Source organism: Bradyrhizobium cytisi, from assembly GCF_008123515.1.
GTDB lineage: Bacteria > Pseudomonadota > Alphaproteobacteria > Rhizobiales > Xanthobacteraceae > Bradyrhizobium > Bradyrhizobium cytisi.
This window is the reverse complement of the sequence record NZ_VSSR01000029.1, coordinates 134250-157875: the sequence shown is the minus strand read 5'-3', so window position 1 is coordinate 157875 and position 23626 is coordinate 134250. Positions and strand designations below refer to the sequence as shown.

Here is a 23626-nt window from a genome sequence, read left to right as displayed (position 1 = left end):
CGGCGGCCGAGCGACTGTGGCACGATTGGTCCATTTCCAGGAACTAACCCGCTTCCGTTTGCGTTCACAGGCGTCATCGGGCGCTGTCATGGTCAATCGTCGTTCATTTCTGATCTCGGCCGCTTTCTGGTTTGCGGGCTCGACGTCGCTGACTCGTGCTTCGGTCGTTCGTGATCATATGCCGTGGTCGCCTTTTCCCTCCTCTGCCCCGAACGACGCGCGGCCGGGCCCTTGGCAGTTCTTCACGGCAAACGAGGCGCGGGTCGTCGAAGCCTTGGCCGATCGCATTATTCCGCCGGATTCCGATACGCCAGGCGGCAAAGACGCCGGCTGTGCTGTCTTCATCGATCGGCAATTGAAGGGACCCTACGGCTCGGCCGCGGGACTGTATCAGTTTGGACCGTACCTCAAGGGTACGAAGGAGCAGGGACCGCAATCGGAACTCTCGCCGGCAGAGCTCTATCGGAAGGGCCTTGCTGCACTCGACCGGTACTGCAAGGTGTCTTTGGGGCAAGCCTTCGACCAGCTCTCGGCTGACCAGCAGGACAACACGCTGAAGAAACTCGAAGCAGGAGAGATCAAGTTCGACGGCGTCGACGCGCAAGGCTTCTTCGATGCCCTGTTGAAGGATGTACCCGAGGGGTTCTTCTCCGATCCCATTCACGGCGGCAATCGCGACATGGTCGGTTGGAGGATGATCGGGTTTCCCGGCATCCGCTATGACTACCGCGATTGGGTTGGCCGTCACAACGAACGCTATCCTCACCCTCCAGTCAGCATAGCCGGGCGTGCAGACTGGACGCCGCACAAATCCTGAGTGTCGCCATGCCGCGAAAACTGCCGGCCACGGACGTCGTGATAATCGGGCTGGGATGGACCGGATCCATCATGGCGTACGAACTCGCCGAGGCTGGTCTCGCTGTGACGGCGATCGAGCGCGGGCCTTGGCGCAACACGGCAACGGATCATCCACCGGGCTATGCAGCTGACGAGTTACGGTATCGGATTCGCCACGAGCTGTTCCTCCGCCCGGAGCAGACGACATTTACGTTTCGCAACAAGATGAACCAGACGGCGCTGCCGATCCGCTCCTGGGGCGCATTCATGCCTCCAAATGGCGTAGGGGGCGGTGGGGTGCACTGGAATGCCGAGACCTGGCGCTTCCTCCCCTCGGATTTCGTCGCGCGCACGCACCTGACCGAGCGCTACGGCGCCGGCTTCCTCCCGGGCGATATGACGATCCAGGATTGGGGTGTCACCTACGACGATCTCGAGCCGCATTACGATCGGTTCGAATATCTCTGCGGTACGTCGGGACAAGCAGGCAACATCAAGGGGCAGATTCTTGACGGCGGAAATCCGTTCGAGGGACCGCGTTCTCGCGCCTATCCAAATCCCCCGCAGGAGCAGCCGTTCGGGGCCACCCTGTTTGCAAAAGCCGCGCGCGGCGTCGGGTACAAGCCGTTTCCCCAACCATCCGGAAACATGTCGCGCGCCTACCAGAATCCGCTTGGCATTCGCCTGGGACCCTGCACCTATTGTGGCTTCTGCGAATGGTTTGGGTGCGGCAACTACTCCAAGGCGACGCCGCAAACCACGATCCTGCCTGCGCTGCTGCGCAAGCCGAACTTCTCGGCCCGCGACAACAGCGAGGTGACGCGCATCAATCTCGACGCATCAGGCAAGCGTGCGACTGGCGTCACCTTCGTCGATACGGACGGCAATGAGTGGGAGCAACCTGCCGAACTCGTCATCCTGTCGGCCTATACGATCTTCAATGTTCAACTTCTCCTGTTGTCGGGGATCGGCAAGCCCTATGATCCCAATGCCAATTCCGGCGTCGTCGGTCGCAATTTCACGCACCAGACGACCTCCGATGTCGTGAGCTTTTTCGACCCCGCCAAATTCGTTTTCAATCCGTTCATCGCGTCCGGCGCGATCGGAACGTGCATCGACGAGTTCAACGGCGACAATTTCGATCATGGTCCACATGGATTTGTCGGTGGCGGTTACATCGGACAGGTGCAGACCAACGGCCGGCCGATCGAGACCGCCCCCGTTCCGCCCGGAACTCCGCGCTGGGGCGCGCAATGGAAAAAGGCGGTCAAGGACAACTACCAGAGTGCGTTGAAGCCCGGCACCGGCGTCCACGGCAGCATGTACAGCTATCGCGACGTCTACCTGGATCTCGATACGTTCTACAAGGACCGCTTCGGTCGCCCCCTCGTGCGCATCACGATGGATTTCCACGACAACGAGATCAAGCAGAACAAATTCCTGACCGACAGGTTCGCCGAAATCTTCCAAGCCATGGGCGCGAGACAGGTCGTCAAGGAATACCGCAAGGGCCCCTATGACATTACCAAATATCAGACCACTCACCTGTGTGGCGGCGCCATCATGGGCACCGATCCGTCGACCAGTGCGCTCAATCGCTATCTCCAGAATTGGGATGTCCCGAACCTGTTCGTGAGCGGCGCCAGTGCTTTTCCGCAAAACCCCGGCTACAATCCGACTGGCACGGTCGCGGCGTTGGCCTACTGGGCCGCTGCTGCTATCCGAAAAAGATACCTCAAGAATCCGGGCCAGTTGATCGATGGCTAGGATACAGACCATCGCGGTGGTGCTTGGCGTCCTAGGCGTCGGAATGAACGTCTGTTGTGCCGCAGGCCCGCAGGATTTTGCGGCCGTCGAGCGGGGCCGCTACCTCGTCGTCGCCGCCGATTGCGGCAGCTGCCACACCTTGCCTGGCAGCGACCATTCGTTCGCCGGCGACCGGGCCATCGAAACGCCGTTCGGATATCTTGCCGCGCCCAACATCACACCGGATCAACAAACTGGAATCGGCAGCTGGACCGATGAGCAGTTCGATGCGGCGGTACGACAGGGCCGCAGCCGCAATGGTGCACGGCTTTATCCGGCGATGCCGTTTCCCTATTACAGCCGGATGTCACGCCAAGACGTCAGCGACATTCGTGCCTATCTCAACACAATCGAGCCAGCGAATAATGCAGTCGTGGTGAACCGCCTGCCGTTCCCGCTGAATCTGCGATCAGCGATGATCGTTTGGGATGCGCTCTATTTTACGCCCGGCGAATTCCGCCCCGATGCTTCCAAGCTGGCAGAATGGAATCGCGGAGCTTATCTCGTGCAGGGACCAGCACATTGTGGTGCGTGCCACACGCCGAAGACCTTTCTTGGTGGCGACAAAACGTCTGAATTTCTTCGGGGCTACACGCTGCAAGGCTGGACCGCACCCGATATTACGAGCGGACAGGGTGCCCTACGAGACTGGTCGGCAGATGAAATTGCGACCTACCTCGAATCCGGCCACAACACTTACGCCGCGGCTGCCGGACTGATGGGCGAGGTGATCGAGCTCTCGACTTCAAAATTGACCGACAGCGATATCAAGGCAATGGCGGCGTACCTCAAGGACGTCTCGGGAGCGCCAGCAGAAGGCTCACCCGCCGCCGATCAAGACATTCTTGCTGCCGGCGGTGCCATTTATCAGGATCTCTGCGTGGCCTGCCATCGGCGGGATGGTCATGGTGTCCCCAATATGTTCCCGAATCTTGCGGAGGCCGCTACCGTCAAAACGGCCGATCCAACAAGTGTCGTTCGAGTCCTCCTCCAGGGCGCGCAGACGGCCGCGACAGATCGCGAACGCACGGCGCCGGCAATGCCAGCCTTTGGGTGGCAGCTAAACGATGCCCAGATCGCCGCGGTCGCGACCTATGTTCGCGATCATTTCGGCAAGGCGCCGGCCGTCAGCGAAGCTCAGGTTAAAAACGAACGCGTGGCGCGCGAACCAATTGACCTTTAGGTGCGCGTCAGGAAATCCATCATCCCCAGCCAGAGCAGGATACCAAGCCAAAACAAGCCGGCGCCGGCAAAGATGAGGGTTGTGGCGTCGCGGTGACGAAGCTCCATGAAGATCGCTGCGACAATCGCAGCTTTGACAGCACCGATCGACATGGCAATTGCGGCGTTGAAAGCGCCGAGCGGCAGATGGGCCAGGCTCACGGTCAGTACAAGCAACGCAACGAGGGCGAGCCATGCTCCGACGAGATGAAGAGGAGGGGGCCAGTTCGTCATGCTGCTCGCCCCGGCAAGTAGACCAAGGCAAACAGGAAGATCCAGACGACATCGACGAAGTGCCAGTAGAGTGCGGCGCTGTGCAACGCGGTCCGGTGTCGGGCCGACGGCGTCCGATTGATGAGTAGCGCCATGACGCCGAGCACGGCGATGCCAATCATCATGTGAAGCGCATGGAGTCCGGTCGCGACAAAATAGAACAGGAAGAACAACTGAGCGCCGTCGACATGGACAGGATCAAACTTGAAGTCGATGCCTGGAACGAGATGCTCGCGATACTCGCTCCTGTACTCGAAGCTCTTGAGGACGAGAAACGCAATTCCAAGTCCGATGGCGCAGGCGAGCAATGTCGCGCAGAATTTTCGCGTCTCTGCCGAGAAGGCTTCGACGGCCCAGGCGACGGCAAAGCTGGACGTAAGCAGGATTGCGGTATTCGCGGTCCCGATGACGAGATCGGTCCGGCTGCTCGCGGCGGCGAAGCCAGCGGGGTGGAGATGGCGATAGACGAAATAACCCAAGATCAGCGCGCCGAACAGCAGCACCTCGGTGGCGATGAACACCCACATGCCGAGTGCGGCCGCTTCGTCGCGATGCCGACCGGAGACGAATTGCGGCGCGAAGGCCCTGGTCTCAGGCATTTTGTGGCTCGGCTTTGAAATCGGGCGAGTATTGATAGGGCGGCCGCGTGACGATCGGCTGCTGGTCGAAATTATGCTCCGGCGGCGGCGACGGCGTTTGCCATTCCAAGCCGGGCGCGTTCCACGGATTGGCCGGCGCGCGGGCGCCGAAAAACAGCGAATAGCCGAGATAGAACAGCGGCAACAGGTAGGCGACCGCAAGAATGGTAGCCCCGCCGGACGAGAGCACATTCCAGACCTGGAATTCGGGCGGATAGACGTGATAGCGGCGCGGCATGCCCTCGGCTCCGAGCACGAACTGCGGAAAGAACGTCAGGTTGAAGCCGAAGAAGATCAGAACGGCCGCGGTGCGTGCCCAGTATTCGGAATAGAGCCTGCCCGTCATCTTCGGCCACCAGTAATGCAGTCCGCCGAAATAAGCAGTCACCATGCCGCCGACCATGATGTAGTGAAAATGGGCGACGACAAAATAGGTGTCGGTGGCATGCACGTCGTAGGCGAGGCAGGCCAGAAACAGGCCGGTGAGGCCGCCGATCGTGAACAGCCCGATGAAGGCCAGCGCATACAGCATCGGCGCGTCGAAATGGATCGAACCCTTGTGCAGCGTCGCGGTCCAATTGAACACCTTGATCGCGGACGGCACGGCGACGACGAAGCTCATGAACGAGAAAACAAGGCTTGCCAGCAATGATTGCCCGCTGACAAACATGTGGTGACCCCAGACCAGAAAGCCGACCGCGGCGATGGCGAGGCTCGCCCAAGCCACGAATTTGTAGCCGAACACCGCCTTGCGTGAGAAGCAGGAGATCAATTCGTTGATCACACCCATGCCAGGCAAGATCATGATGTAGACGGCAGGATGGGAGTAGAACCAGAACAGATGTTGGAACAGCAGTGGATCGCCACCGATGGCGGGGTCAAAGATGCCGACGCCGAGCAGTCGCTCGACGGCGATCAAGACCAGCGTCATCGCCAGAACGGGTGTGGCAAGGACGAGAATGATCGACGTGGCGTAAAGCGACCAGATGAAGAGTGGCAGCCGATACCAGGTGAGGCCGGGAGCGCGCAGGCGATGGATGGTCACGATGAAGTTCAGTCCGGTCAGGATCGAAGAGAAGCCGGAGATGAAGACACCGGTGACCGCAACAGCGACATAGCTGTTCGAATAGAGCGTCGAGAAGGGCGTGTAGAACGTCCAGCCAGTATCGATCCCGCCTGCCAGAACCGTGAACAACGTCACGGTACCTCCCAGCATGAACAGATACCAGCTCAGCAGATTGAGCCGCGGAAAGGCCAGGTCGCGCGCGCCGATCATCAACGGCACGATGAAGTTGCCGAGTGTGTTGGGGATCGAAGGGATCAGGAAGAACCACACCATGATGATGCCGTGCATGGTGAACAGGCGGTTGTACATGTCTGAGCTGACGAGATCGGCTTGCGGCGTCGCCAGCTCGATCCGGATCGCGGTTGCCGCCGCGCCGCCGATGAAGAAGAACAGGATCAGGCTTGCGAAATACAGGATCGCGATGCGCTTGTGGTCGGTGGTGAAAAACCACGATCTCAGGCTGTATTCCGCGTTCAGATAGTTGGCGTCGGTCATGATCCGTGTCCCCCCAACGACTTGATGTAGGCGATCAGTCTCAGCAACTGCTCCTCATCGATCTTGCCTTGGAACGATGGCATCAACGGTTCGTAGCCTGCGGCGATCTGGCTGCGGGGCAGCAGGATGGAGTCGCGGATATATTTGTCATCCGCGGTGACGACGCTGCCGTCGGCAAGCGGCACCGGCTTTCCGTAGACCCCCTCGAGTAGTGGGGCCCGGACCTTGCTGCCGATGCCGTGACAGCCGCTGCAGCCAAGTTCGCGAAACAGGCTGCCGCCCTCTTGTGCGAGAGGGCTCGATGGTGTCTGGCTCGCCAGCCAGGCGGCATAGTCAGCAGCCTCCATCGCCACGATCTCGCCGGTCATGCCGGAGTGCTTGGTGCCGCAGTATTCAGCGCAGAACAGGTGATAATGGCCGGGCACTTGCGCCGTGATTTCCAGATCCTGGTAGCGACCCGGCACCACGTCGTGCTTCACGCGCAGCGCCGGAATGAAGAAGCTGTGAATGACATCCTGCGAGGCCATCACCAAGCGGATCGGCCGGTTGACGGGAATATGCAACGCATTGATCTCGGATTGGCCGCCGGTGTGCTGAACCTTCCACATCCACTGCTTGGCGACGACGAATACCGACAGTTCCTCCGGCGGGGTTCGGAAGATCTGGAAGTAGATGCTCGCGCCCCAGACGAACAAGGCGAGGAAGCAGATCAGCGAAGCCGCCGTCCAGCTCACCTCCCAGTGCCAGCTCTTGCTGGTCTGATGGCCGCGGTCGATCGGGTTGGACGCGCGGTAACGGACGCAGAACAGAGCCAGCAGGAAAAACAACAGGCCGAGCACGAGCGAACTGACGACCAGAAGACCGCTGAAGAGAAGGTCAACGTCGCCGCCATGGGGCGATATGCCGGGATGCCAAAAGGGGATCCATTGACGCCACATTGAACTGTCCGGCTAGATGACGAACGTTGGCATCAGGGCGATGGCCATGCCGGTAGACCCTTCCTTGCCAGCAGCTCCATCGCTCGCGCGACCGGAATGCGAACGACGCCGCGGCCGCGGTCGGTCCAGCCGTAGCTTTGCGCCAGTTCATCATCGCCTCGGCGCAGGTGTTGCAGATCCCTTCGTGGCGTTATTTCCAGCTGCGGGGCATCGGCACTCAGCGCAGGCGGGGCGGACGGCGTGCGGTGGCTCATGGCTTGCGGAAAGACGACCGGCATCAACAGCGGCGTGGCGATCACGAATAATCCAAGCCCCAACGCAATCCGGCCGATGCCGGTCGCGTTGATATCAGTTCGCTCATAGTCGAACCCTGTCGTGTCTTTCATGGCCCGGACCTCCAAGCGCCTCCGGACAATTCCAGAGCTGCAAGGGGGTTCCAAAACAGGAACGAATCCCAATCGGCTGGATTGTTCGTCGCAAAGCACTCACGAGCGGTCAGCCGGGATGGCACAGATATTCTCTCCTGCCGCCGACACCTGGCTGCGAATGTCCTTGCTTGCGGCGCTTTCCATCCTGGCGGGCGGAACGGTTGGAATCGTCGGCTTTGCTCGATCGAGCTACATGACTTCGACCGAGTTTCGGCCGCCGCAGCCGGTTCCCTTCAGCCACCGGCATCATGCCGGCGAACTCGGGATCGACTGCCGCTATTGCCATAGCGGCGTCGAGACATCGCGGCGCGCCGGATTGCCCCCGACGGAAACCTGCATGACCTGCCATTCCCAGATCTGGACTAACGCGTCGATGCTGGAGCCGGTGCGACAAAGCCTCGCCGACCATCAGCCGATCCCATGGACGCGGGTCGCCAAGCTTCCCGATTACGTATTCTTTCGTCACGACGTCCATATCGCCAAGGGCGTCGGCTGCGAAAGCTGCCACGGACGCATCGACCAGATGGCGCTGACCTATCGCGCCGAGGCGTTCACCATGGAGTTCTGTCTCGAATGTCACCGCGATCCCACGCCCAATCTGCGTCCGCAGGATCACATCACTGACATGGCCTGGAAACCGGCGGCAGACGCCCGGTCCGAAGGCGAGGCGACGGCGGCGCATGAAGGCATCCGCTTTGGCGAACTCACCCATTGCTATGTGTGTCACCGATGACCAGCCGCTCGTCGCAACGCATGAACCCGCCCGCGCCGCGGCAGTGGTCCAGCGTGGAAGAGCTCTTCGATGATCCGGCTTTCCAGGCGTGGATCGATGCCGAGTATCCGGCCGCTGCCGAATTCGCGCCGACCGCGCGGCGTCAGTTTCTCAAGCTCATGGGCGCCTCGTTCGCGCTCGCGGGACTGACCGGATGCGAAAAGAGCCCGTTCGTTGCGGCGCTGCCCTATGTAAACCAGCCCGAACGGGACGCGATCGGCGAGCCGCGTTCTTATGCGACTGCGGTGCTTCTGGACGGCTACGCGCAGCCGGTCATTGCCACCACATATTCCGGCCGTCCGACAAAACTCGACGGCAATCCGGAGCATCCTGTTACGAGGGGGCGCAGCGATGCGTTCATGCAGGCTGCCGTGCTTGGCCTCTATGATCCCGATCGTGCGCAGGGACCGGCCCGGCATGGCGAGCCGGTCACCTGGAAAGACGTGGGCGCAGCTATTTCCCTCCTTCGTACGACATGGGGAAGCGACCAGGGCGACGGGCTGCGGATGCTGCTTGGTCCGACCAGTTCACCGACCCTGTTGCGGCAGCTTGATGCGCTCCGTAGCCAATTTCCCAAGATGAGGATCCATCTTGACGCGCCCGCGGGCACGACTGCGCGTGCAGCCCTCACGACCGCTGCCTATGGTCAGGCGCTCGATCTGCACTATGTGCTGGACGCCTGTGACGTTGTCGTCAGCTTCGATGATGATGTGTTGGGGCCGGGACCGGATCAGGTGCGCAACGCGCGGGGCTGGGCGGCATCGCGACGGAGGGCTGCGGATCGGCCCGGCATCGCTCTGTATGCCGTCGAAAGCGTGCCGTCGGCGACGGGAGCGGTTGCTGGCGAACGCCTGATCGCAGACGCCTCGCGTATGGCGCGGCTTGCCGAAGCGTTTGCCAGTGCATTGGACATTGCCGGTGCGGAAGCCTGGGACCTCACGTCGACCGAGCAAGGCTGGATCGAGAGCGCCGCCAAGGCTTGCCGTGCCGCTCTGGAACGGACACTTGTGACGTCGAGCGCGTGCGGGGACCCGGCGACAGCGGTTTGGGTTGCGCGCATCAACGATGCCCTGAAAGGCGCCGGTCACACGCTCAAGGCCACACGACCGGTCATGGGTCCGGCCGACGCAGGGACGCTTGCTGAGCTCGCGCACGACATGCGCGCTGGCAAGGTTCGCTCGCTGATCATTCTCGATTGCAATCCGGCCTATGCGGCGCCTGGTGTGCTCGGATTCGCGGACGCGCTCAAGCAGGTCTCCTCGAGGCTGCATATCGGCTTGCAACGCGACGAAACCGGCGAGCTCTGTGAATGGCAACTTGCGCTGGCGCATTCCCTGGAGAGCTGGAGCGATGCCCGGGCGGTCGACAGTACCGCGTCAATCCTGCAACCGACGATTACGCCGTTCTATGACGTCCGCAACGTGCATCAATTCATGGCGATGCTGCTCGGGGAGATCGATCCGGCACCTGATGCGGCGGTTCGCGCGACATGGCAGTCGGCGTTCGGGAACGATTTCGGCGCGCGTTGGCGGGCGGCGCTCCATGACGGTTTCATCGAAGGTGCCGCGCCCTTCGTCGACGCGACGCCCTCGACGACCACCAATATGCCAGCCAGCAACACAAGCGAAGGCCTTGATGTCGTATTTCGGCTGGATCCAACCGTCTGGGACGGCCGCTTCGCCAATATCGGCTGGTTGCAGGAATTGCCAAAGCCACTGACGACCTTGACCTGGGGCAATGTGGTGAGCGTCAGCCCCGCTTTTGCGAAGCGCATGGGAATCTCAAACGGCGATCACGTCGAGGTCGAGATCGACGAGCGCAAAGTCGTGGGACCTGCCTGGATCATGCCTGGCCAGGCCGACAACACGATCGCACTGTATCTCGGATACGGCCGCAGGCGGGTAGGGCGCGTCGGTGACGGCCTTGGCTACAACGCCTACAGCGTTCAACCCGCCGATCACCCCTGGATCGCAAAAGGGCGTCTCCGCAAGGTAGGTGGCAACGAAACTCTGGCGGTGACCCAGTTGCACCACCGCATGGAAGGATTCGATCTCGTGCGCGAGGTCAGCGCGGACCAGCCGGCACTGCCGCAGCCGAAACCGCAAGAGAGCTTCTATCCGTCCTGGCCGTCCTCGAAAAACGCGTGGGGCATGGTGATCGACCTCGATTCCTGCATTGGTTGCAATGCCTGCGTCGCTGCGTGCACGGCGGAGAACAACGTTCCAGTCGTCGGCAAGGACCAGGTGACGGTCGGCCGCGAGATGCACTGGCTCCGCATCGCGCGCTATTATTCCGGCGAGGCGGAGACGCCGCGCAGTTTCTTCCAACCCGTCCCCTGCATGCATTGCGAGCAGGCACCTTGCGAGATGGGTTGTCCCGTCCATGCAACGACGCACAGTCCCGAGGGCGTCAATCAGATGGTCTATAACCGCTGCATCGGCACGCGGACCTGCTCCAGCTATTGCCCTTACAAGGTGCGCCGTTTCAATTTCTACGACTATCGCGCCGCTCCGGAAGCGCCTGAGCAGGCTGCGCAGAATCCGGATGTCACCGTCCGCTCGCGCGGTGTGATGGAGAAGTGCACCTATTGCACACAGCGGATCGAGGCCGCGCACGCCGCCGCCGACAAGGAAAACCGCGCACTGCGCGACGGCGAGGTGGTGACCGCATGCCAGGCCGCCTGCCCAACCAAGGCCATCGTCTTCGGCGACATCAATGATCCCGATTCCGAAGTGTCGCGTCTGCGGCGCGATGGCCGCCATTATGCGCTGCTGGAGGATCTCGGAACGCGGCCGCGCACGACCTATCTCGCCCGCTGGCGCGACAATGGCGGAGGGCAGGGATGACCGACCGCTCGGGCGATGTGCTTCCTACCGATCAGAGCATTGGCGGTGTTTCCGACCAGCTCACCGGCATTCCCCTGCATTTTCCGGCCGAGCGGCGCTGGCTGATTGCCATGCTGTTCGCTTCGCTTCTGCTGCTGATGTTTGTGATCTCGGTGATCGCACTATTTACGCGGGGGGTCGGCATTTGGGGCATCAACATCCCCGTCAATTGGGCCTTTGCGATCCACAATTACGTCTGGTGGCTCGGCATTGGGCATGCCGGCACGCTGATATCGGCGCTGCTGCTCCTGACCCAAAGCGAATGGCGCAATTCGCTCAACCGGTTCGCCGAAACCATGACACTGTTTGCGGTGGTGTGCGCGGGGATCTATCCCGTGCTGCATCTCGGACGGCCCTGGTATCTGTACTGGATGTTTCCGTATCCCGCCACGATGGGCGTTTGGCCGCAGTTTCGCAGTCCGCTGGAATGGGACATCTGGGCGGTCCTCACTTATCTCACGGTTTCCTTAGCCTTCTGGTACACGGGCCTCATTCCTGATCTCGCCGCCGCGCGCGACCGCGCAACGACACGCATCTGGCAGATCTTCTTCGGGATTACTTCGCTCGGCTGGCGCGGCTCGGCGGCGCACTGGCTGCGCTGGTCGCAGGCCTATCGGCTGACGGCGGGACTGGCCGTTCCGCTCGTCGTCTCCGTGCACAGCGAGGTTTCATTGCTGTTCGCGGCCGGGCAGATTCCCGGCTGGCATTCCACGATCTTCCCGCCTTATTTCGTGTTGGGCGCCGCGTTCTCCGGCTTCGCGGTGGTCTCGATCATCGCGATCTCGCTGCGCTCCTGGTTCGGACTGAACAATCTCGTCACCGACGAGCATCTCGACCTCCTGGGCGTAGTGCTGCTCGCGACCGGCCTGATGACCGCGTACGGCTACATCTTCGAAATTTTCGACACTTTGTATTCCAGCGAGCCCCACGAGCTGCAGACCCTGTCCGATCGGCTGACCGGCGCCTATGCCTGGACCTATTGGGGCGCAATCTTTTTCAACTTCATTCCGCTGCAAGCCTTGTGGTGGCGTAGCGCGCGGCGAACCGGCTGGTCGCTGATGCTGATCTCGATCTTTGTTGCGCTAGGTATGTGGCTGGAGCGCTATTTGATCCTGGTCACGAGCCTCTATCGCGACTTCCTAGTGTCGTCATGGAGCAGCTTCACGCCAACATTCTGGGACTGGTCGACCTATTTCGGGACCATCGGCCTATTCCTCGTCCCGTTTCTCATTGCCATTCGCGTTATTCCACTTATCTCGATTTTCGAGACCAAGGAACTTCTGCACGAGGAGCAGGAGACGAAGCATGGCTGAGAAGAGCTGCGGCCTGCTGGCGGAGTTCGACAGCCCCGAGGCGCTCAAGGCGGCCGCAAAGCAAGCACGTGCGGCAGGGTATCGACGGCTCGACGCTTTCACGCCTTTTCCGGTCGAGGGGCTGGCCCAGATCCTGAGGCTGCCGAAGCCCAGCATCTCCTGGGTCGGCTTGGCCGGCGGTGTCACCGGTGCCAGCGTCGCGCTGCTCATGCAGTGCTATGTCAACTACGACTTCCCGATCAACGTCGGTGGGCGGCCGCTGTACGCCTTGTCGGCGTTTGCCGTCGTGATGTTCGAATTGACGATCCTGTTCTCAGCGTTGTCGATGATCGCGGCGATGCTGTGGCAGAACGGGCTGCCACGGCTGAATCATCCGCTGTTTGATGCCAAGCGGTTTCATCTTGCCAGCAAGGACCGTTTTTTTCTCTGCATCGCTGATGACGACGGAAGGTTTGACGAGACGGAAATCGGTAGCTTCCTTAGGCAGATCGGAGCCAAATCGGTGGAGTTCACGGCGCTATGAGGCAGGTGGCTGTCATCCTTGCAGTCTCCGCGATCGTACTTGCTGGCTGTGAGCAGAACATGGACGCGCAGCCGAAATACAGCGCATACACTTATGCACCGGCCTTTCGAGGCGGGGCATCGCGCGAGCCGCCGCCGGGAGCCGTTGCGAGAGACGATCCGGCGCGGGATCTAGCTGCCGTGAACAAGCCGCCGGTGACGACGGCGCTGCTCGATCGCGGGCGGGACCGGTTCGGCATTTTCTGTTCGCCCTGTCATGGCGCCGGCGGCGACGGCAACGGCATCATCGTCCAGCGCGGCATGCCGCGGCCGACCAGTTATCATGACGAGCGTCTGCGAACGGCGGACGACCAGCATTTCTTCGACGTCATCAGCAATGGCTACGGTGCGATGTATTCCCACGCCGCGCGGGTACCTCCGCGCGATCGCTGGGCCATCGTGGCCTATATCCGCGCGCTCCAGTTGAGCCGGCACGCTTCGATCGATGACGTGCCTCCAGAGCAGCGCGCGAAACTGTCGGAAGCTCGATGAGGCGCCCGGCTAAGATCATTGTGCTTGCCATCTCCGCGCTGGTTCTTCTTGCAGGAGCGGTGATCGACCGCCGCGCGACGGTTGCGACCTATCTCGTGGCCTGGATCGGCCTCGGCGCGGTCCCGATCGGCGCCCTGGGCGTGCTGATGACGACCTATCTGGTGCAACGGGCCTGGACGCGCGCCCTGCATACGATCCTTGCTGCGGGAACGGCAGTGCTACCCGTGGCGGCGTTGCTGTTCGCACCGGTCCTGATCGGAATGAAGGAGCTCTATCCCGCCGCCTCGGACGCGAGCTCATTGCCGGCATTCAAGGCTGTCTATCTCGCACCCTGGTTCTTTGCGTTGCGGTCCATGGCCTACTTCGTCATCTTCGCACTCCTCGCGCTCTGGCAGCGGAGCACGTGGGGCGAACGTCAGCGCATGATCCGTTCTGCATCCGTAGGGCTGATCGTCTATGCCTTGCTGGTCTTATTGGCCGGCGTCGACTGGATGGAGTCGCTCGAACCGGAGTTTCACTCGTCGATCTATGGGCTCCTCTTTCTGTGCTTCACCCTATTGACTGGAATTAGCTTCGCCATCGGCGCCGCACTGTTGTCGGCACGCCGTATCGGAGCCACCCGGGGCTATGGTGCATTGTTGCTGTCGACGATCCTAGTATGGGCTTATCTGCATGCCATGCAGTACATCGTCATCTGGGCGGCAAATCTTCCTGACGAGGTAACGTGGTATCTGAAGCGATCGTCCAGTGGCTGGCAGGTCGCCCTCGGAATCCTTGCACTCGGTCAATTCGTCTTTCCGTTCCTTGCCTTGCTCAGCGCGCGAGTGAGAGGCGATCGAACCTGGCTGCTGGGCCTGTGCGGATTGACGCTGGTCATGCGGTGGCTGGAAGCCGCTATTCTCATTCTGCCAGCGATACCGCACATTGAACCTTTGACCGTGGGGCTTCTGTTGATCCCCGCCGTTGCTTTCATCGGGATCAGTTTGTGGTGGACGTTCGAGATGGCGGAGCAAAGGAATTCGGTGCGCGCATGCCTCGCGCCAGACGCTCATGCCGAAACAGGATCCCGATGAGCAGCACAAGGACGGCAACCGTCACCGCCGCGGCGGCTGCCAGCAGGCGGCCGATCGCGAGCGTATAGGTCCCGCTGGCCGGATCATAACCGTAGCAGAGCAGCCGGAGATGGTCGGTCCAGCCGCCGGTCTTGCCTTCGCCAGCGGCAATGAGTGCGAGACGAATGGTCGTCGGATCGACCGCCAAGCCGGATAGCGCGCTGGCAAGACCGCCGGATGGCGTGATGACGAACGCCGCTGCCGGATGTGCGTACTGGTCGTGCTCGGCATCGTAGATGGAGCGAAATCCCAGCGCCCGTGCCAAAGTTCCGATTGTGGCGGCGTCGCCCCTCACAAAGTCCGTCGCTGAAAGAACTGCGTCCGAGCCGATCCGTGCCCGTTTCATGGTAGCGGCGTCAGCAGCCGTATCCTTGGGGTCCAGCCCGACCACGACCAGGCGAAAATCGACGCTTGGATGCAGGCCGCTGCTAGCAAGCGCATCTGAAACGATCGAGATCATCGGGCCGCAGAGCGTCGCGCACGTGTAATCCGCGAGCAGCCAGACGGTCGGTTTGTCGTCGAGCCAGAACCGTAGCGGTCTTGGCGCGCCGTTTTCGCCATACAGAACGAGGGAGGCGGGCAGACCGGCCTCTGAAGGAGGGGCGACGTCAACATTGCCTAGCTGAAGCGGCGTCACAGCGCGTGCCGGAGCTGTGGCGGTGCCGCCGACGAGGATGACAGCCAGCACGATCGCGAGCAGTCGTATCACGGAGTGGCGCTCCCCGAATGGGCCACTGGCCCATGAAGTGCTCTCTTCTCGGGTTTCAATTTAGGAACGGCCGATTTGTTCCTGCGTTTTGCCGAAAACGGGAGAGCGAGAGTGAATGTTATCGATCATGTCATGCGGACCTTCGCCATGATGGCCAACTTGACTGATGAGGAGGCGCGGGCAGCGCGGAGCAGGCTTGAGCGTCATCTCGCCGCCTGCGAAGGTACCGAGCGTCAGCTTGCCGTAGAGGGTATCCGTTTTCTGCGGCAACCGCGACCGGTCAGGCGCCGCAGAAACAATCTGCAGCGTGATGATGTACGCGGCGGCGCCGATTAGAATGGCGAGGCCGACTGGCATGACGGCGAGAAACAGTTTTCCCAAGACGACGCTCCGTGCTTCCGATGCATGCAATGAACGGCACCCTGATCCGTTCCAGCGTGGCGAAGCCCGCCAACGGTCCGAGTGTTGTTTCAGCGGTCAATCGAGATGATGATGGCACTGGAAGAGCAGATCCGAAATTATGCCTATCAGCTTTGGGAAAAGGCGGGAAAGCCCGAGGGGCGAGATGAAGAGTTCTGGCGGGCCGCGAAGGCCGAACTCGGAGCCGAAGACGAGCCTGCCGGCACCACTGACCAGCCCAACCGGACCATCCTGCCGGGTTGCAGCGGTCCCGGCGGCGCCGCCTAAATCGAAGAGGAGATTGTCTTGGCGATCGACGTCCGCAAGGGAATGCCGCCCACCAAACTCGACCGGCAGACATTCGAGAAGCGATTCCGCTCCCGTCTCGCCGATCCCGCCTTCGATCACCTTCAGGCCGAAATTGCTGCACTTCTCGACGCAGCGTGGGACAGTTATTCAAATTCGCGCAAATCACCGCATACGCGGAAGGCCGGTCCGGGTTACGCAGATCCGGACTATGATCTGGCTACTGACTGGATCAGAGCCAAAGAAGCAATCGATGACGCACGTCGCCGTCATGATGATCCGGCTCAAAGAGCTCGAATTCTCATCATCAACGGCTCGTCTCGCAGTGAACATACCTGCCCGGGCGAAATGTCGAAGAGCTGGCGCATGGTGAAGCTCGCCGAGCCTTGCTTTTACGAAATGGGGTTCGATGTCGATATCCTCGACCTGTCACGCCTGACTTCGGAATACGGCAGGCAAATCCATCCCTGCAAATCGTGCGTCTCGACTTCCATGCCGCTCTGTCATTGGCCCTGCAGCTGTTACCCCAACTACTCTCTCGGGCAGACGGACGACTGGATGAATGAAATCTATCCGCTGTGGGTCGCGGCGCATGGCGTCATGATCATCGCGCCGGTCAATTGGTACCACGCGCCGACTGTCCTCAAGGCGATGATCGACCGTCTCGTCTGCGCCGATGGCGGCAATCCGGATCCGACGTCAACCCACGGCAAGACTGCGGTTGAAGCCAAGGAACTGGAATTGAAGGGTTGGCCCTATCCCCGTCATCTGAAGGGACGCCATTTCGGTATCGTGGCACATGGCGACAGCATCGGCGCCGAGACGGTGCGCCGTTCGCTCGTAGACTGGCTGACGGACATGGAGCTGATTTCTGCAGGCGGGCTGGCCGAGAGCGACGGCTATGTCGGGTACATGAAGCCTTATGCCACATCGCACGAGGAATTCGACGAGGACCGGAATTTTCAGGAAGAGGTCTTGAACGTGGCTCGTGCCCTTGGAGCGGCGGTAGATCTCGCACGGACAGGGCGTCTGGAGAATCCTGGCAAGGATCTCAAGCAGCCTTATCCCAAGTAGTCTTGCTCCAGCGGACTTGCCTCGCGCCACAGCAAAGTTTGCGGCGAGCAATGGCCAGGTTCCATGGAAGCGGCCTCTGCCGTCAAACAGGAACTGTTCTCCGGATCGTGGTTTAAGAGCTGAGACCGAAGCGAGAGCGCTTGTGACCAAGATGGACACTCCGAAAATTGAGATCGCCTTGACCGTTAACGGCGTCCGCCACGACATCGCGGTGGCACCGTGGGAGACTTTGCTGGATGTTCTTCGCGAACGCCTGCACCTCACCGGGTCGAAGAAGGGCTGCGATCAAGGGCAGTGTGGCGCGTGTACGGTGCTGGTGGACGGCGAGCGGATCAACTCCTGCCTGGCGTTGGTCGTCTCCCGCGATGGGGCCGCGATTACCACCGTGGAGGGCTTGGCCGAGGGAGGAGAGCTTCATCCCTTGCAAGCTGCGTTCATCGAGCACGACGCGTTTCAGTGCGGTTACTGCACGCCCGGCCAGCTCTGCTCGGGTGTTGCATTGTTGCATGAGGGACGCGTCCATACGCGCGAAGACATCCGAGAGCTGATGAGCGGCAACCTCTGCCGTTGCGGGGCCTATACCAACATCGCCGATGCGATCGAGACGGTTCTGGATCGGCAAAATGCTGGCCGGGAGGCTGCTGAATGATCCGGTTCGACTATGTCAGGGCAAACTCGGTCGCCGAGGCCGTAACGGCGCTTTCGTCCCCCGGCACCCGGGCCCTCGCCGGCGGTACCAACCTCGTCGATCTCATGAAATACGATGTCATGAAGCCTCGCCGGGTGGTCGACATCAATCGGCTTCCGCTCAAGGACATCTCGGAAAGAGAGAGCGGCGGTCTGAGAATCGGTGCCTTGGTCACTAATACCGCTCTCGCCTGGGACGCACGGGTTGCGAAACGATATCCCTTGCTTGCCAGCGCCATTCTCGCCGGGGCGTCGCCACAGCTGAGAAACGCCGCAACGACCGGCGGAAATCTCCTGCAAAGGACGCGATGCTATTACTTCTACGATACGTCGACGCCCTGCAATAAGCGAGAACCAGGGTCCGGCTGCTCGGCCATCGGCGGCCTCAATCGCATCCATGCGATATTGGGCGCCAGTAATAGCTGCATCGCGGTCCATCCCTCCGACATGTGCGTCGCCTTGGCCGCACTGGACGCAGAGGTCGAGGTCGTGGGCCCGCAAGGCGTTCGCACGATCCCGTTCCCGGAATTCCATCGGCTGCCTGGGGACGATCCACAGCAGGATAATACGATGCAGGCCGACGAACTGATTACTGCGGTGATCCTGCCGCCTGCTAATTTCGGCCGCAACCACACCTATCTAAAGGTCCGCGATCGTCTGTCCTACGCGTTCGCGCTGGTCTCTGTGGCCGCAGCCCTCGAGATGCGCGATGGAATCGTGAGGGATGCACGTGTCGCGCTCGGCGGTGTGGCGCATAAGCCCTGGCGCGACAATGAGGCTGAAGACCTGCTCAACGGCGAGAGGCCGGACGAGACCACGTTTCGTGCTTTTGCCGAGCGCCTGATGCGCGATGCGAAGGGGCAGGGCCACAACGACTTCAAGATCGAGCTGGCGCGGCGCACGATCCTTCGTGCGCTGATGCAGGCTGCCGCAGGCACGCCTCAGAACCAGTCAGACAAAGTCATTCGCTGAGGGTGCATCGTGGAAACGGCAAACATTCACCACATCGGCAACCCGACCAACCGGGTCGACGGGCGCCTCAAGGTCACCGGCGCGGCTCGCTATGCCGCCGAACATGAGGCGTCTGGTCTTCTTCATGGCGTCATCGTTTCGGCGACTGTCGCTGCCGGCCGCGTCGTGAGCCTTGAAACCGAGCGCGCCTTGTCTGTGCCGGGCGTGGTCGAAATCTTCACGCACGAGAATCGTGGAAGCGGTGCGTGGCTCGACCGCAATTGGAAGGATGAAGTCGCGCCGCCTGGCCATCCATTTCGGCCCCTGCATTCCGACCGCATCCTGTTCGCTGGCCAGCCTATTGCTCTCGTCGTGGCGGAGACTTTGGAGGCAGCCCGGGATGCCGCCTCGCTGGTGACGGCCGCCTACGAGGTCGAGCAGCATTGCACCGAGCTGGAGGTCAAGCGATCCGAGGCTTACGAGCCCCCGGAAAAGAGATCAGGCATCCCGCCACCGCCAGAGCCCCGTGGCAAGCCGGAAGATGCTTTCGAGCGCGCTCGCCATCGCATTGCCGCGGACTACAGGATTCGCGCAGAGCACCACAATCCGATGGAGTTGTTTGCGACGACTTGCGTCTACGAAGGCAAGGACAAGCTCACGATCTACGAGAAAACGCAGGGTTCTCAGAACAGTCAGGGCTATGTCGCATCCGTTTTCGGCTTGAAAACCAAGAATGTGCGGGTCATCAATCACTATGTCGGCGGCGCCTTCGGATCTGCGCTGCGGCCGCAGCAACAGCTGTTCTTTGCCGTCATGGCGAGCCTCGAGCTCAAGCGGTCCGTGAGGGTGGTTCTCACCCGCTCGCAGATGTTCTACATCGGCTACAGGCCCGAGACCCGCCACGCCATCTCCATGGCGGCAGACAACGAAGGGCGCCTGACCTCGATCATTCACGGCGCCGTTGCCGCCACCTCGCATTACGAGGACTACCAGGAAAGCATCGTGAACTGGTCGGGCATGATGTACCATTGCGACAACGTCAAGCTGAGCTACGGCCTCGCTAAGCTGAATACTGCGACGCCGTGCGACATGCGGGCACCGGGAGCGGCTGTCGGTGTGACTGCTTTTGAATGTGCCGTCGACGAGCTCGCTCATGAGGCGGGCATCGATCCGCTGGAGTTTCGCAAGCGCAATTTCGCGACGCTCGACGAGAACATGGGCAAGCAATTCACGTCAAAGGCACTCAGCGCCTGCTATCACCAAGGAGCGGCAAGAATTGGATGGGAACGGCGTTCCGCCGAGCCGGGCGCGGTGCGGGACGGCCATGAGTTGGTCGGGCTCGGGATGGCGACCGGCATGTGGGAGGCCTTTCTCATGAAGGCATCAGCCGAGGCGAAGTTGACGCCGGATGGACGCCTTCAGGTATCGACCGCCGCCTCCGACATCGGGACCGGCACCTGGACGATCCTCGCTCAGATCGGTGCCGACGCACTCGGCCTGCCGGTCGAGGATGTCACGCCCATGATCGGGGATTCCTCGCTGCCAGCCTCTCCCGTGGAAGGAGGGTCATGGACCGCCGCATCGAACGGGTCGGCGGTCCTTGCCGCATGCGAGGCGATAAAGCAGACACTTTTCAAGCATGCCAGGAAGATGGCCAACTCTCCGTTGACAGCAGCCTCGTTCGATGAAGTGGTGTTTCTTAGCGGTCGTATCGCCCTTCGGACCGATCCGGATCGCGGATTGTCTCTTCCTGAGGTGATGCATGCTTCGGATCTCGACGAGATCAGGGGGAGCGGGAAGGCCGCTCCGAAGCTGTTGCAGATGCGCAAGTACGTCAGCTACACCCACTCCGCAGTGTTTACCGAAGTGAGGGTGGATAGAGACATCGGTATCGTTCGAATTCCCAAAATCGTCTGTGCCGTGGCCGCGGGCAAGATCATCAACCCTAAGACGGCCCGCAGCCAGATCCTGGGTGGCGTGGTGATGGGCATCGGTATGGCGCTTCACGAGGAGGCCATGACCGACCACCGCCTGGGCAAAATCATGAACCATAATTTGGCGGAATATCATGTTCCGGCACATGCCGACATCGCCGACATCGAGGTCATCTTTGTGGACGAGCAGGATGAGAAGGTCAGTCCGTTGGGCGTGAAGGGACTTGGCGAGATCGGTATCGTCGGAACCGCAGCCGCTGTTGCAAATGCGATCTTCAGCGCGACGGGGAAGCGCGTACGCGATTTTCCCATCACGCTCGACAAGATCATCAGGTAGTCGTGGGTGAGTTGCTTGCCTCTCCCGGTGCAAACGTCGTGCATCTTTGCATCGACATGCAACGATTGTTTGAACCGGGCGCTCCCTGGGCCACGCCTTGGCTCGAGCGCGCGTTGCCCCAGGTCGTACGTCTTGTCGAGCACGATTCACCGCGCACCGTCTTCACCCGCTTCATTCCGCCGCGTACCAAGGAGGAGGCGTGCGGCGTTTGGCGAGCTTATTATGAGAAATGGGAAAGCGTCACCCGTGAGAAGCTCGCGCCCGCTCTGCTCGACCTCGTGCCGCCATTGGTAAAATTTGTGCCGCCTGCCGTCGTCGTCGATCGTCACGGTTACAATGCCTTCGGAAATGGGAGTCTGCGGGCCTATCTCGTTGAGCACAACGTCGATGCGCTGATTGTTTCCGGCGGCGAAACGGACGTGTGCGTTCTGGCAACCGTCCTGGCTGCCGTGGACTATGGCTACCGCGTCATACTCGTCACGGATGCGCTCTGCAGCTCCTCGGACCAAAGTCACGATGCGTTGCTCGGTGTCTACAGCCAGCGCTTTAGCTTGCAGATTGAGGTCACGACGACCGAGTGCGTTCTCGAGCGGTGGCGGACGGCGATGTGATGGGGATTGGAGCAAATTTACTTTGGCGGCCTCGGCGCCAAGTCTTTGGCGTCGGCTGGCGTCGGCCTGGCTTCAAGATCGGCGATCAGGTTCTCCATTTCCCCGATCTCCCTAACCTGCGCTTCAATAATGCCATCCGCCAGCTTGCGGACACGAGGGTCTCTGATGTGAGCCCGTTCGCTCGTGAGCACGGCAATTGAATGATGCGGGATCATGGCCTTCATGTAGAAAACATCGGTCACCGTCTCTTGACTGCGGACCAGCCATAGCGAGACGACAAACACAGCAATGCATCCAATCAAAATGGAGATGTTTGCGGTGCGGTTCTTGTACATACTCCACATGAAGCTGAGCATCACGGCGGCCATCACGGCTCCCATTAGAAGCGCCATCCAGGCACGCGTTTGACTGAACCATATGTGATCCATCGCGAACGTATTGAGATACATGAGCCCGAACATGATCAGTGTGGAAGTCACGATCATGGCGACGAAACGTCCGTAAGACATCAGGAGAAATTCCTTCACGCGCAGGTCACTTGACTCAGACGATGATCGTTACGCGGCTCTCCCAACATGGCTGGCGCAGACCGACCGGCCCGAACGAACACTGATCACTGCCAAGCGCTTTCGTTTTTGTTTTCATAGTCTTTGAACGCCTTTTCGAGGCCACCCAGAACTTCGGCCGCGGTCTCGAACATCGCCTTTAGCTGAGGCTCGTCGACCTTCTGGATGTCCTCGCGGAGATGGGTTCGAATTTCCTCGAGCGCCTTCTGCATCTTCTGCGTATGATGACGAGGATCGCGGTCTGCGGAACTTGCCATGTTGAATGTCCTCGTTGCGATGCGGCTAAAACCATCTGCAGAACGCCGGGTTCCAATCACGAAATACTGCTGGGATGGTCGGTGACCGGCGGAAAATCCGATTGGGGTCATTCATGACCAGGGCGAGCCAGTAGCATTTTCTAGGCCGGCAGGATGCGACCGGAATGACTGAAGACGTCGTATTCATGGCCTCGCGCGATTCCGATAACCGTTATGCCGCAGGCCTCGGCCGTTCGGACGGCGAGAGCCGTCGGCGCGGAGACCGCGATCAGAAGCCCCGCCCCCACCATGGCAGCCTTCTGAACGAGCTCGACCGAGAGGCGGCTGGTCAGAACGAGGGCGCCGTCGCACCCGGATATGCCGCGCACGGCCAGTGCGCCAGCCAACTTGTCGAGCGCATTATGGCGACCGACGTCCTCTCTCACCAAAATCGTTCGTTCTTGCGGCAGATAGAGGCCGGCTGCGTGGGTGGCTCGTGTCCTGCGATTGAGCTCCTGCGCGTCGACCATCGCTTGCACCGCGGCTGCGATCTGGGGCGGGCGAAGCGATATGCCGCGCGGCACGGACGGCAGCACTCTTGTCGCGGACTGCAGGCTTTCAATGCCGCAAAGGCCACACCCCGTCGGCCCGACGAGTTGTCGCCGCCGCTCCATAAGTTCGCGCCCGCGCCCGGTCGTCAGCCACGCCCGTAACTCGGTGCCTTCGGGATGGCAGATGATCTCCGTATCGCGAATTTCCGCAGGATCGCTGATGATGCCTTCAGTCAGGCTGAAGCCGACCGCCAAGTCGGTGAGGTCCGCCGGCGTCGCCATCAGGACCGCCAGTGATATTCCGTTGTAGATCAGGGCGACCGGCGCCTCTTCCGCAAGGAGGCGTGAGGACGCCTCATGGCGATGATTGAGACGGCCTGCATTCACCATGGCAGGCGGGAGGGCGGCACGGTCCTGATCGAGTGACG

25 protein-coding genes are annotated in these 23626 nt (G+C 61.1%); 15 read left to right on the top strand and 10 right to left on the bottom strand.

Annotation, left to right across the window (positions count from 1 at the left end; all coding sequences use genetic code 11):
* Positions 1-88 precede the first annotated feature (88 nt).
* From FXB38_RS19050 to FXB38_RS19040, 3 genes are read left to right on the top strand one after another with little or no spacing between them, the layout of a single operon-like run.
* A complete protein-coding gene (locus tag FXB38_RS19050; protein ID WP_148752510.1) occupies positions 89-817 on the top strand; it encodes a gluconate 2-dehydrogenase subunit 3 family protein in 729 nt (242 codons plus the stop codon).
* A gap of 8 nt (positions 818-825) precedes the next feature.
* Complete coding sequence (locus FXB38_RS19045) at positions 826-2604, top strand: GMC family oxidoreductase (RefSeq protein ID WP_148752509.1); 1779 nt, start codon at positions 826-828, stop codon at positions 2602-2604.
* Positions 2597-3826, top strand: coding sequence for a c-type cytochrome (locus tag FXB38_RS19040; RefSeq protein ID WP_148752508.1), 1230 nt, complete (start codon positions 2597-2599; stop codon positions 3824-3826). The genes FXB38_RS19045 and FXB38_RS19040 overlap by 8 nt, the downstream gene beginning before the upstream one ends.
* On the opposite strand, the gene FXB38_RS19035 is transcribed toward FXB38_RS19040, so the two are convergent.
* The 5 genes from FXB38_RS19035 to FXB38_RS19015 are packed head-to-tail and all read right to left on the bottom strand — an operon-like array spanning position 3823 to position 7675.
* On the bottom strand, positions 3823-4098 hold the full coding sequence (locus FXB38_RS19035; RefSeq protein WP_148752507.1) for a cytochrome C oxidase subunit IV family protein: 276 nt from the start codon (positions 4096-4098) through the stop codon (positions 3823-3825). The two genes, FXB38_RS19040 and FXB38_RS19035, sit on opposite strands and share 4 nt — an antisense overlap.
* Positions 4095-4736 carry a cytochrome c oxidase subunit 3 gene (locus tag FXB38_RS19030; RefSeq protein WP_148752506.1) on the bottom strand — a complete coding sequence of 214 codons (642 nt, stop codon included), beginning with the start codon at positions 4734-4736 and terminating at the stop codon, positions 4095-4097. Before FXB38_RS19030 ends, FXB38_RS19035 begins: the two co-directional genes overlap by 4 nt.
* Positions 4729-6336: a cytochrome c oxidase subunit I gene (gene ctaD, locus FXB38_RS19025; RefSeq protein WP_148752505.1), complete on the bottom strand. Its 1608-nt coding sequence runs from the start codon at positions 6334-6336 to the stop codon at positions 4729-4731. Before ctaD ends, FXB38_RS19030 begins: the two co-directional genes overlap by 8 nt.
* Complete coding sequence (gene coxB, locus FXB38_RS19020) at positions 6333-7274, bottom strand: cytochrome c oxidase subunit II (RefSeq protein ID WP_148752504.1); 942 nt, start codon at positions 7272-7274, stop codon at positions 6333-6335. Before coxB ends, ctaD begins: the two co-directional genes overlap by 4 nt.
* A 32-nt stretch (positions 7275-7306) precedes the next feature.
* Positions 7307-7675 carry a hypothetical protein gene (locus FXB38_RS19015; protein WP_148752503.1) on the bottom strand — a complete coding sequence of 123 codons (369 nt, stop codon included), beginning with the start codon at positions 7673-7675 and terminating at the stop codon, positions 7307-7309.
* Positions 7676-7778: 103 nt separating this feature from the next.
* Here FXB38_RS19015 and FXB38_RS19010 point away from each other — a divergent pair, with 103 nt between their 5' ends.
* From FXB38_RS19010 to FXB38_RS18985, 6 genes are all read left to right on the top strand, one after another.
* On the top strand, positions 7779-8435 hold the full coding sequence (locus tag FXB38_RS19010) for a cytochrome c3 family protein (protein WP_148752502.1): 657 nt from the start codon (positions 7779-7781) through the stop codon (positions 8433-8435).
* Positions 8432-11320, top strand: a complete 2889-nt coding sequence (locus FXB38_RS19005) for a TAT-variant-translocated molybdopterin oxidoreductase (protein ID WP_148752501.1) — start codon at positions 8432-8434, stop codon at positions 11318-11320. The genes FXB38_RS19010 and FXB38_RS19005 overlap by 4 nt, the downstream gene beginning before the upstream one ends.
* Positions 11317-12672 (top strand): NrfD/PsrC family molybdoenzyme membrane anchor subunit, encoded by a 1356-nt coding sequence (gene nrfD, locus FXB38_RS19000; RefSeq protein WP_148752500.1) that lies wholly within the window; start codon positions 11317-11319, stop codon positions 12670-12672. Before FXB38_RS19005 ends, nrfD begins: the two co-directional genes overlap by 4 nt.
* Entirely contained in the window at positions 12665-13195 is a 531-nt protein-coding gene (locus FXB38_RS18995; RefSeq protein WP_148752499.1) for a DUF3341 domain-containing protein, read from the top strand. The genes nrfD and FXB38_RS18995 overlap by 8 nt, the downstream gene beginning before the upstream one ends.
* A 179-nt stretch (positions 13196-13374) precedes the next feature.
* Positions 13375-13725 carry a c-type cytochrome gene (locus FXB38_RS18990; protein ID WP_347340229.1) on the top strand — a complete coding sequence of 117 codons (351 nt, stop codon included), beginning with the start codon at positions 13375-13377 and terminating at the stop codon, positions 13723-13725.
* Positions 13722-14798 (top strand): hypothetical protein, encoded by a 1077-nt coding sequence (locus FXB38_RS18985; RefSeq protein ID WP_148752497.1) that lies wholly within the window; start codon positions 13722-13724, stop codon positions 14796-14798. The genes FXB38_RS18990 and FXB38_RS18985 overlap by 4 nt, the downstream gene beginning before the upstream one ends.
* On the opposite strand, the gene FXB38_RS18980 is transcribed toward FXB38_RS18985, so the two are convergent.
* Complete coding sequence (locus FXB38_RS18980) at positions 14704-15546, bottom strand: thioredoxin domain-containing protein (RefSeq protein ID WP_148752496.1); 843 nt, start codon at positions 15544-15546, stop codon at positions 14704-14706. The genes FXB38_RS18985 and FXB38_RS18980 overlap by 95 nt on opposite strands.
* Before the next feature lie 60 nt (positions 15547-15606).
* Entirely contained in the window at positions 15607-15927 is a 321-nt protein-coding gene (locus tag FXB38_RS18975; RefSeq protein WP_148752495.1) for a hypothetical protein, read from the bottom strand.
* Between the two features lie 105 nt (positions 15928-16032).
* Between FXB38_RS18975 and FXB38_RS18970 the strand changes: the two genes are divergently transcribed.
* From FXB38_RS18970 to FXB38_RS18945, 6 genes are all read left to right on the top strand, one after another.
* The gene (locus FXB38_RS18970) at positions 16033-16233 is read left to right on the top strand and encodes a DUF2934 domain-containing protein (protein ID WP_347340228.1); all 201 of its coding nucleotides are present in this window, start codon (positions 16033-16035) and stop codon (positions 16231-16233) included.
* Between the two features lie 42 nt (positions 16234-16275).
* Entirely contained in the window at positions 16276-17325 is a 1050-nt protein-coding gene (locus tag FXB38_RS18965) for a flavodoxin family protein (protein ID WP_148752624.1), read from the top strand.
* Between the two features lie 151 nt (positions 17326-17476).
* Entirely contained in the window at positions 17477-17974 is a 498-nt protein-coding gene (locus tag FXB38_RS18960; protein WP_148752623.1) for a (2Fe-2S)-binding protein, read from the top strand.
* Complete coding sequence (locus FXB38_RS18955; RefSeq protein ID WP_148752494.1) at positions 17971-18984, top strand: FAD binding domain-containing protein; 1014 nt, start codon at positions 17971-17973, stop codon at positions 18982-18984. The genes FXB38_RS18960 and FXB38_RS18955 overlap by 4 nt, the downstream gene beginning before the upstream one ends.
* A gap of 9 nt (positions 18985-18993) precedes the next feature.
* Complete coding sequence (locus FXB38_RS18950) at positions 18994-21234, top strand: xanthine dehydrogenase family protein molybdopterin-binding subunit (RefSeq protein ID WP_148752493.1); 2241 nt, start codon at positions 18994-18996, stop codon at positions 21232-21234.
* Positions 21235-21236: 2 nt separating this feature from the next.
* On the top strand, positions 21237-21845 hold the full coding sequence (locus tag FXB38_RS18945) for a cysteine hydrolase family protein (RefSeq protein ID WP_148752492.1): 609 nt from the start codon (positions 21237-21239) through the stop codon (positions 21843-21845).
* 17 nt (positions 21846-21862) lie between these two features.
* Here the strand turns inward: FXB38_RS18945 and FXB38_RS18940 are convergent, their stop codons facing one another.
* From FXB38_RS18940 to fdhD, 3 genes are all read right to left on the bottom strand, one after another.
* Positions 21863-22354 carry a DUF305 domain-containing protein gene (locus FXB38_RS18940; RefSeq protein ID WP_148752622.1) on the bottom strand — a complete coding sequence of 164 codons (492 nt, stop codon included), beginning with the start codon at positions 22352-22354 and terminating at the stop codon, positions 21863-21865.
* A 104-nt stretch (positions 22355-22458) separates the two neighbouring features.
* Positions 22459-22779 (bottom strand): hypothetical protein, encoded by a 321-nt coding sequence (locus tag FXB38_RS18935; RefSeq protein WP_246229979.1) that lies wholly within the window; start codon positions 22777-22779, stop codon positions 22459-22461.
* Between the two features lie 29 nt (positions 22780-22808).
* Positions 22809-23588 (bottom strand): formate dehydrogenase accessory sulfurtransferase FdhD, encoded by a 780-nt coding sequence (gene fdhD, locus FXB38_RS18930; RefSeq protein ID WP_148752620.1) that lies wholly within the window; start codon positions 23586-23588, stop codon positions 22809-22811.
* Between the last annotated feature and the right edge of the window lie 38 nt (positions 23589-23626).